10 protein-coding genes and 1 pseudogene are annotated in these 8,467 nt (G+C 74.3%); 6 read left to right on the forward strand and 5 right to left on the reverse strand.

All coding sequences use genetic code 11. The annotated features are described in order from the left end of the window. The first annotated feature begins 57 nt into the window (after window positions 1-57). Both ABD140_RS37555 and ABD140_RS37560 read left to right on the forward strand, forming a co-directional pair. A complete protein-coding gene (locus tag ABD140_RS37555; RefSeq protein ID WP_344247386.1) occupies window positions 58-2,673 on the forward strand; it encodes an ATP-dependent RNA helicase in 2,616 nt (871 codons plus the stop codon). Window positions 2,674-2,803: 130 nt separating this feature from the next. Beyond that, the gene (locus ABD140_RS37560; protein ID WP_344247388.1) at window positions 2,804-3,157 is read left to right on the forward strand and encodes a hypothetical protein; all 354 of its coding nucleotides are present in this window, start codon (window positions 2,804-2,806) and stop codon (window positions 3,155-3,157) included. Here the strand turns inward: ABD140_RS37560 and ABD140_RS37565 are convergent. Continuing rightward, window positions 3,097-3,750, reverse strand: a complete 654-nt coding sequence (locus ABD140_RS37565) for a MarR family winged helix-turn-helix transcriptional regulator (protein WP_344247390.1) — start codon at window positions 3,748-3,750, stop codon at window positions 3,097-3,099. The two genes, ABD140_RS37560 and ABD140_RS37565, sit on opposite strands and share 61 nt — an antisense overlap. A 76-nt stretch (window positions 3,751-3,826) precedes the next feature. Here ABD140_RS37565 and ABD140_RS37570 point away from each other — a divergent pair, with 76 nt between their 5' ends. Further along, window positions 3,827-4,378 (forward strand): YceI family protein, encoded by a 552-nt coding sequence (locus ABD140_RS37570; RefSeq protein ID WP_344247392.1) that lies wholly within the window; start codon window positions 3,827-3,829, stop codon window positions 4,376-4,378. Window positions 4,379-4,481: 103 nt separating this feature from the next. After that, the gene (locus tag ABD140_RS37575; protein ID WP_344247394.1) at window positions 4,482-5,123 is read left to right on the forward strand and encodes an HAD family hydrolase; all 642 of its coding nucleotides are present in this window, start codon (window positions 4,482-4,484) and stop codon (window positions 5,121-5,123) included. Here ABD140_RS37575 and ABD140_RS37580 read toward each other — a convergent pair. From ABD140_RS37580 to ABD140_RS37590, 3 genes are all read right to left on the reverse strand, one after another. Beyond that, entirely contained in the window at window positions 5,120-5,686 is a 567-nt protein-coding gene (locus tag ABD140_RS37580) for a hypothetical protein (RefSeq protein ID WP_344247396.1), read from the reverse strand. The two genes, ABD140_RS37575 and ABD140_RS37580, sit on opposite strands and share 4 nt — an antisense overlap. Window positions 5,687-5,765: 79 nt before the next feature. Beyond that, window positions 5,766-5,948, reverse strand: coding sequence for a hypothetical protein (locus ABD140_RS37585; protein ID WP_344247398.1), 183 nt, complete (start codon window positions 5,946-5,948; stop codon window positions 5,766-5,768). Between the two features lie 7 nt (window positions 5,949-5,955). After that, a complete protein-coding gene (locus ABD140_RS37590; protein WP_344247400.1) occupies window positions 5,956-6,171 on the reverse strand; it encodes an HGxxPAAW family protein in 216 nt (71 codons plus the stop codon). A gap of 115 nt (window positions 6,172-6,286) precedes the next feature. On the opposite strand from ABD140_RS37590, the gene ABD140_RS37595 reads away from it, so the two are divergent. Both ABD140_RS37595 and ABD140_RS37600 read left to right on the forward strand, forming a co-directional pair. Further along, window positions 6,287-7,126 carry an alpha/beta fold hydrolase gene (locus tag ABD140_RS37595; RefSeq protein ID WP_344247402.1) on the forward strand — a complete coding sequence of 280 codons (840 nt, stop codon included), beginning with the start codon at window positions 6,287-6,289 and terminating at the stop codon, window positions 7,124-7,126. Between the two features lie 23 nt (window positions 7,127-7,149). Then, window positions 7,150-7,776, forward strand: a complete 627-nt coding sequence (locus ABD140_RS37600) for a pyrimidine reductase family protein (RefSeq protein WP_344247404.1) — start codon at window positions 7,150-7,152, stop codon at window positions 7,774-7,776. Between the two features lie 15 nt (window positions 7,777-7,791). Here ABD140_RS37600 and ABD140_RS37605 read toward each other — a convergent pair. Next, window positions 7,792-8,467, reverse strand: a pseudogene (locus ABD140_RS37605) (hypothetical protein); the annotation flags it as partial.

Raw genomic sequence — 8,467 nt, forward strand, 5'->3', positions numbered from 1 at the left:
GGAACTCCTGATCGCCGAAACGCCAAGAGGACCTCCGGTATTTCCTATCCTTGGGTCATGCGCGGTCTGGATCTGCCGATCCGCGAGGCACTCCCGTCACTGGAGACGGCGGTGGCCTCGGGCGCCGCCGTGCTCACCGCCCCGCCCGGCACCGGCAAGACGACACTGGTCCCGCTCGCCCTGGCCGGGCTGCTCGGCGGGGCGAGCGCCCGCGTCCTGGTCGCCGAGCCCCGCCGGATCGCCGCCCGCGCCGCGGCCCGCCGCATGGCCTGGATGCTGGAAGAGCCCGTCGGGAGGCGGGTCGGCTTCACCGTGCGCGGCGAGCACCGGCCCGGCAGCCGCGTCGAGGCCGTCACCACCGGCGTGCTGCTGCAGCGCCTGCAGCGCGACCCGGAACTCGCCGGCGTCGACGTGGTCGTGGTCGACGAGTGCCACGAGCGGCACCTGGACGCCGACACCGCCCTGGCCTTCCTGCTGGAGGTCCGCCAGACCCTGCGCCCCGACCTGAAGGTCGTCGCCGCCAGCGCCACCGCCGACGCGGCGCGCTGGGCCGCGCTGCTGGAGGACGCTCCGGTCGTCGAGGCGGCCTCCGTCCTGCACCCGCTGACCGAGGTCTGGGCCCCGCCGCCGCGGGCGGGGGCGCCCGCCCACGGCACCCGGGTGGACCCGGCGCTCCTGGACCACGTGGCCCGCACGGTCCGCCGCGCCTGGAACGAGCAGGAGGGCGGCGTCCTGTGCTTCCTGCCGGGCGTGGGCGAGCTGCGGCGTGTCGCCGGCGCGCTCGCCGACCTCCCGGTGCTGCAGCTGCACGGGCAGGCGCCCGCCGAGACCCAGGACGCCGCGCTGGACGCCTCGGCCGGGCGCCGGGTGATCCTGGCCACCTCGGTCGCCGAGTCCAGCCTCACCCTTCCCGGCATCCGCGCGGTCGTCGACGCGGGCCTGGCCCGCGAACCCCGCACCGACCACACCCGGGGCCTGGGCGCGCTCACCACCGTCCGCGTCTCCCGCGCCGCGGCCGAGCAGCGCGCGGGCCGCGCCGCCCGCGAGGCGCCCGGCACCGTCTACCGCTGCTGGCCCGAGTCCGAACGGCTCGCGCCGTGGCCGCAGCCGGAGATCGCCCTGGCCGACCTCGCCCCCTTCGCCCTCCACCTGGCCTGCTGGGGAACGACCGACCCGGCGGAGCTCGCCCTGCTCACCCCGCCGCCCGAGGCGGCCCTGGCCGCGGCCCGCTCCACCCTGCACGGCCTGAGCGCGCTGGACGCCGCCGGCCGCGCCACCGCCCGCGGCCGCCGGATGAACGCCCTGGGCCTGCACCCCCGCCTGGCCCGCGCCCTCCTCGACGCCTCCCCGCGCACCGGCGCCCGTCGCGCCGCCGAACTCGTCGCCCTCCTCTCCGAGCCCCTGCCCTCCGACACCCCCGAAGACCTCGTCACCGCCTGGCGCCGCCTGCGCACCCACCCCCGCTGGAAGACCGAGACCCGCCGCCTCCGCTCCGCCCTCCACGACGACGCCACCGCGACCGCCCCGCACGAAGACGCCGCGTCTGCTCCGCACATCGATGCCTCGTCCGCCTCGCGCGGTGGTGGTATATCCGCTCCGCACGGCGAGGCCGCATCCTCTGCGGGCGGTGGCGGCGCGGCCGCTCCGCGGGACGGAACCGCGTCCGCTTCGCAGGCCGCCGCGTCCGCTCCGCGGACCGTCGCGGCGGGGGAAAGGCTGTCCGATGAGGCGGCGGCCGGGCTGGTCGTGGCGCTGGCCTATCCGGAGCGGGTGGCGCGGGCGCGTGCGTCGGGCGGGCACCTCATGGCCTCGGGTACGGGGGCGACGGTGCCCGGGGGGCTGGCGCGGGCGGCCTGGCTGGCGGTGGCGGTGGCCGACCGGCCGGTGGGAGCGGCGTCGGCGCGGGTCCGGCAGGCGGTGGAGATCGACGAGGCGACGGCGCGGGAGGCCGCGGCGGCGCTGCTGGACGTCCGGGAGGAGGTCCTCTGGGAGGGCGGCGCGGTACGGGCCAGGGAGGTGGAGCTCCTCGGCGCGATCGAGCTGTCCGCACGGCCCGTCGAACCCGGGCCGGAGGCGGTGCGGGAGGCGCTGCTGGGCGAGCTGCGCAGGGCTGGCCCCGCGTTCCTCGACTGGAGCGGGGAGGCGCGGCGGCTGCGGGAGCGGCTGGACTTCCTGCACCGCGCGCTGGGCGGGCCGTGGCCCGCCGTGGACGACGCGGCGCTGACCGGGCGGGCGGCCGGGCAGTGGGCGGAGGCGCCGGCGAGACCGTCGCGCTCCGCCGAGGACCTCCTGCGCGGCATGCTGCCGTGGCCGGAGGCCGCACGGCTGGAGGAGCTGGCGCCCGAGCGGATCGCGGTCCCCAGCGGATCGCGGGTCAAGGTGGACTACTCGGGGGAGCGGCCCGTGCTGGCGGTCAAGCTGCAGGAGCTCTTCGGCTGGCCGAAGGCGCCCGCGCTGGCCGGCGGCAGGGTGCCCCTGCTGGTGCACCTGCTGTCCCCGGCGGGCCGGCCCGCCGCGGTGACCGCGGACCTGGAGTCCTTCTGGCGGGAGGGCTACCGGGCGGTGCGCGCCGAGCTGCGGGGGCGCTATCCGCGCCACCCGTGGCCGGAGGACCCCGCCGCGGCCGCGCCCACCGCCCGGACCAACCGGGCGCTGCGCGACAGGGCGCGCTGAGCGGGAGAGGACGCGGGGGAGCGGGGGCTGTGAGTTTCCTCCTTCTTCCCCGGTGGCAGGGTGTCGGGGGAACGTCGTGACCTTGTTCCTCCGTTCACCGGTTCAGGTTCGACAGAAAAGGAGGTGGCAGGTGAGGATCCCCAAACGCGTCAACGCCGCTTGGGACTGGGCCGAAAGGCACGGCCGCGCGTTGTCCGCCGGGATGATCCTCCTCATCATCACGGTGGGGGCGTTGTGGCTGCCGGCGCTGGGGGCGCTGGTGGCGGGAATGGTCGTCGGGGGGGTGGTGGTGCATCGGCGGATGCGCAAGCGGCTGAACCGGCTGCAGCACGACAACGACCAGCTGCTCCGGCAGTCCGGCGCGCTGCGGCACAAGATCGCGCTGCTGGAGCAGGGCGTCAAGCGCGAGTCGTCGGTGACGACTCAGCGGCTGCCGTTCATCCCCGGCTCCGTCGAACTGCCGGAGTCCTCCGAGGCCGACTGACCCTGTTCGTCCGGAGGCGGCCCCCAGGCCCCCGTGACCGGACCAGCCGTCCCGCGCCCCGCCGCGGTCGGCCGGTCCTGTTGGTCTGGGGGCGACCCCCAGGCCCCCGCGGGCTGGCCGGCCGATCCTCGCTTCGCTGCGGTCGGCCGGTCCAGCTCGGCCAAAACGGTGGCGCAGACGTCGGCGAGGGCGTCCAGCTGGTGCGGGGCGAGCACGTCGAAGAGCACGCGGCGGACGGTCTCCACGTGCGAGGGGGCGGCGGACTCGATCGCGCCCAGCCCCTCGGGGGTGAGCACGACGAAGGCGCCCCTGGCGTCCTCGGGGCACTCCTGCCGGAGGATCAGCCCCCGCTTCTCCATCCGCGACAGCTGGTGGGAGAGCCGGCTGCGCTCCCAGCGCATGGCGCGGGCCAGCTCGGTGACGCGGAGCCGGTGCCCGGCGCTGTCGGTGAGGTGGACGAGTACTTCGAAGTCGCCGGGGGACAGGCCGGACCCGCTCTGGAGGTCGCGGCCGACCACGGCCCACAGGTCGGTGTGCATGCGCAGGAAGTCGCGCCAGAGGCGTTGTTCCTCGTCGGAGAGCCATCGCGTCATGTTCCCCAGACTACTTGACACGTCACCAATCTTGGCTAATCTAAGAGTTGAAAGTTCAACTTCTTGGAGGCACCAGATGAGCACCGCCCTCTCCGCGCTGACCGGCACCTACACCATCGACCCGACCCACACCCGGATCGGCTTCTCGGCCCGCCACGCCATGGTCACCAAGGTGCGCGGCGCGTTCAACGAGTTCTCCGGCACCGCGAAGGTCGACGGCGACGACCCCTCCCGCTCCTCGGTCGAGGTGAAGATCGCCACGGCCAGCATCGACACCCGCAACGAGCAGCGCGACGGCCACCTGCGCACCGGTGACTTCCTCGAGGTCGAGAAGTACCCGGAGATCACCTTCGCCTCCACCGCCGTCGAGCAGGCCTCCGCCGAGCTCTTCCGGGTCACCGGCGACCTGACCATCAAGGGCGTGACCAAGCAGGTCACCGTCGACTTCGAGTTCCAGGGCGCGGCCAAGGACCCGTTCGGCAACGAGCGCATCGGCTTCGAGGGCACGACCTCCATCAACCGCAGCGACTTCGGCGTCACCTTCAACGCCGCGCTGGAGACCGGCGGCGTGCTGGTCAGCGAGAAGATCAACCTCGAGTTCGAGGTCTCCGCGATCAAGAACGCCTGAGCGCGCGGTCCGGAAGGCGGGCGGCACCCTCCGGGGCGCCGCCCGCCTCGCCGTCGTGGAAAACCGTTTCGACCTGCGGGAGGAGATGCCTAACATGGCCGCCGTGAAGCACATCATCTGGGACTGGAACGGCACACTCCTCAACGACCGGGACATCGTCCTCGACGCCAGTGTCGAGGTCTTCAGGGGAACCGAGGCCGAGGGCGTCACCTCGGCGGAGATCATCGCCGCCTACACCCGCCCGATCTGGGTCACCTACGAGAAGCTGCTCGGCCGTCCCCTGCACGAGGGCGAGTGGGAGCGGATGGACTCGCTCTTCCACCTCGCCTACGAGCGGCTGCTGGACACCTGCCTGCTGGCCGGCGAGTGCATGACGGCGCTGAACCGGGTGGCCGAGGGCGGACGCAGCCAGTCGATCCTGTCGATGGCCGGGCACGACCACCTGGTGGGCACCGTCGGGAAGTTCGGCATCACCCCGTTCTTCACCCTGGTGGACGGCCTGCGCGACGCGCCCCCCGGCGGCGGCAAGGCCGAGCACATGGTCCGCCACGCCGCCGCGCTGGGCCTGGACCCCGCCGACCTCGTGGTGATCGGCGACGCCGCCGACGACGCCGTGGCCGCCGCCCGCATCGGCGCCCGCGCCGTCCTGTACACCGGCGGCATGCAGCGCCGCGAGGAGCTCTCCCTGACCGGCGTCCCGGTCGCCGACAGCCTCCTGGAAGCCCTGGACCTGGCCGGCTTCTAGAGCCGGCGGTAGGTCCAGGTGCCGTTGAGGGTGCCGCCGGAGGTGACCTCCGTCTGGTGCAGGCGCAGGGTGCCGCCGCCGCAGGTGTAGGTGGCCGAGGAGGGGATGCCGCTGAACTTGCCGTGCCGGAGCAGGGTCGCCACCCGCTGGGGTGAGGGATCGTAGTTCAGGGGGCGGGTCTGGCGGATCTTCAGGGTGGCGTGGCCGGTCGCCGAAGAGGGCGAACCGGTCAGCCGCGCGGCGGAGACGCGGGTCTTCAGCCGCAGTGACTTGCGGTAGCGCATCCAGCCCGAGACGGACCGCCCGTTGGACGTGCCGGTCTCGGTGAACCTGGCGGAGGAGCCGAAGGAGTAGGAGGCGGTGCGTCCGTCCAGTCTCAGGACGACGCCCGAGCCGCCGTCGAAGCGCAGGTGGGCCGCGGCGGAGTCGATGTTCAGCGTCGCGCGGGTGAGCTTCCAGGAGCCGAGGGCGCAGCGGGACGGCGGGGCGGCCGCCGCGGGAACGCCGATCGCCGTGCCCGCCAGCGCGAGCACGGCGATCCCGCTCACCATGCGGATCGTCATAGCACCTCCCGGAACTGCCGTATCCGCCGACGACAGGACCCTACCCGGAGGTGTGACGGGGTGCCGGGGCGCGTACCCCTCAGCTCGGGGTGAACCAGAGCAGCGCCAAGGCGATGAGGTGCGACACCACCGTGATCACGATCAGTGAGACGAAGATGAACTTCGCCGGACCGTGCTCGAAGGTCTTGCCCTCGTCGAGGGGGCGCCGGGCCAGCTGCCGGGCACGGATCTCCTCCTCGAAGGAGAGCTTGTGCAGCCTCATGGCATGCTCAGATCTGCGGGGGGACCGCGACGACGACGTCGGTCATGATCCGGACGTAGAGGGCGACCGCGGAACCGACCGCGACGACGGCGACGCCCGCCCAGAACATGGGCCAGATGCCAAGCGGAAGACCCAGCCCGCCGACCATGAAGCCGGTGAAGATGATCGCGACCGCCACCCAGGACTGCGCCTTACCCGCGTGCGAACCGCCGCTGCCAGACATGTGTTGAGCCTTTCGCCAATGGTGATGCAATGGCCACAGTGTAGCGGCGGGTTCGCGGGCCCCGACGGCGCCCCGGACCTTGACCCCGGGGCGAGCGGACCACTGTAATCGGCGGATGACCATGAAGATCCAAGGAGACGGTGTCGGGCTCGCGGCCGAGGTGCGGGGACGCGGGGACGGTCCGACGCTGGTGCTCCTGCACGGCTATCCCGACACCCGCCGGGTGTGGGACGGCGTCGTCGAGCGGCTCGCTCCCCGGTTCCGCGTGGTCACCTACGACGTGCGGGGCGCGGGGGAGTCCGGCAGGCCCCGGCCGCGCGCGGCCTACCGCTTCGTCCACCTGATGAACGACCTGCGCGCCGTGCTCGACGCGGTGGGCGGCGACGGCCCGGTGCACCTGGCCGGGCACGACTGGGGCTCCATCCAGGGCTGGGAGGCGGTGACCACGATGCCCGAGCGGTTCGCCTCCTACACCTCGATCTCCGGCCCCTGCCTGGACCACGCCGGGATGTGGGGCCGCGACGGGGCGCCGCCCTCCGCCCGCCTCGCCCAGGCGCTGCACTCCTGGTACATCGGGTTCTTCCAGCTGCCGCTGCTGCCCGAGCTGGGCTGGCGCACGGGAATGGCCGCGCGGATCATCGCCCGGTCCGAGGGCATGCCCGGCCACGGGCACTTCGCGCCGACCCTGTCCCGCGACGGCGCGGCGGGCGTCTCCCTCTACCGCGCCAACATGCCCGACCGGCTCCTGCACCCGCGGAAGCGCACCACGGACGTCCCGGTGCAGGTCGTCATCGCCGAGAAGGACCCGTTCGTGACGCCCCGCCTGGCGGCCGAGGCGCCGCGGCCGTACGCCTCCGACCTGCGCACGGTCCGGCTGGCCGCCCGGCACTGGGCGCCGGTGACGCACGCCGCCGAGGTGGCGGAACTGATAGCGGCCCACGCGGACGAGAACTGAGTCGTGCGTGTATGGCTGTAAGCATGGCTGAACACGACGAGTACGCCGAGTACCGCTATCCGCAGGACCCCTGGCTGCGCGCCAACATGATCGCCAGCGTCGACGGGGCGGCGACCCGCGACGGGCTGAGCGGCGGCCTGGGCAACGAGGCGGACCACAGGCTGTTCCACCGGCTGCGCGAGCTGTCCGACGTGGTCCTGGTCGGCGCGGGCACGGTACGGGCCGAGGGGTACGGGCCGGCCAAGGTGCCGCTGGCCGTCGTGTCCCGCAGCCTGGGGTTCGACTACTCCAGCCCCCTGTTCGAGGGCCGCACGATCCTGGTCACCACCCGCAAGGCGCCCGGCCTGGCCGAGGCCCGCGAGCACGCCGAGGTGATCGTCGCCGGGGAGAACTCCGTCGACCACCGGTCGGCCCTGGCGCAGCTGCGCGAGCGGGGCATGGGCAAGGTGCTGTGCGAGGGCGGCCCCATCCTGCTGGGCCAGCTCGTGTCCGAGGGGCTGCTGGACGAGCTGTGCCTGACCGTCAGCCCCGTCCTGCTGGGCGGTGGCGCCGTGCGCGTCCTGGACGGCCCGGCCGTGGCGCAGGAGATGACCCTGGCGAGCGTGCGGCAGGAGGGGGAGCACCTGTTCCTGCGGTACCGCCGCCCCTGAGCCGGGCGGCGGCCGCTACTCGGCTCCGCCCTCCACGGGCGCTTCCGGGGAAGGCGTGGTCGTCTCCGTGGGCTCGGGAGAGGACGTCTCCGTCGGTTCGGGATCGGGGTCGGGGCCCGGGCCGGGGCCGGGGTCGGTCCGCGCCTCCCAGGCGATGACGCGGGTGCACGTCGTCCCGCCTCCCACCACGGTGACGGTGGAGGAGCCCGCCGCGGCGAGGTCGGCCGCGGACAGGTTCAGGGCGACGTAGGCGTGCGCGCCCGCGTCGAGGGAACCGCTCGCGGAACTGAGCGAACCGGCGCCCGAGGAGGAGGCGGTCCAGGAGACCGGCCCGCCCTCGGCGTCGAACCCGATGCCGCCGGAGGTCTCCCCGGCGGGGATCCGGTAGGGGGTGACGTCGGTGCAGCGCAGCGTGCCCGCCTGCGCCGGGGGCGGCGCGTCGGTGGTCGGCCGGTTCCCGGTCGGCCGCGGCCGGGTGGTGTCGCGGGACGGCTCGGGCCCGTCGCTCTGGCGGCCGTCGTCGGACGGGGATCCGGCGACCACCGGACCGGAGACCCGGGGACCGGGTTCCTTCTCCCCCTGGGCATGGGCGACCAGCAGCGCCCCGCCGCCGGCCAGCAGCGCCACGAGCACGGCCGAGGCGGCGGCCACGCCGGGCCGGAACCCCGAGCGCGCGGCCGGGGCGGGCCGG

This window comes from Actinocorallia libanotica, assembly GCF_039525175.1.
Classification (GTDB): domain Bacteria; phylum Actinomycetota; class Actinomycetes; order Streptosporangiales; family Streptosporangiaceae; genus Actinocorallia; species Actinocorallia libanotica.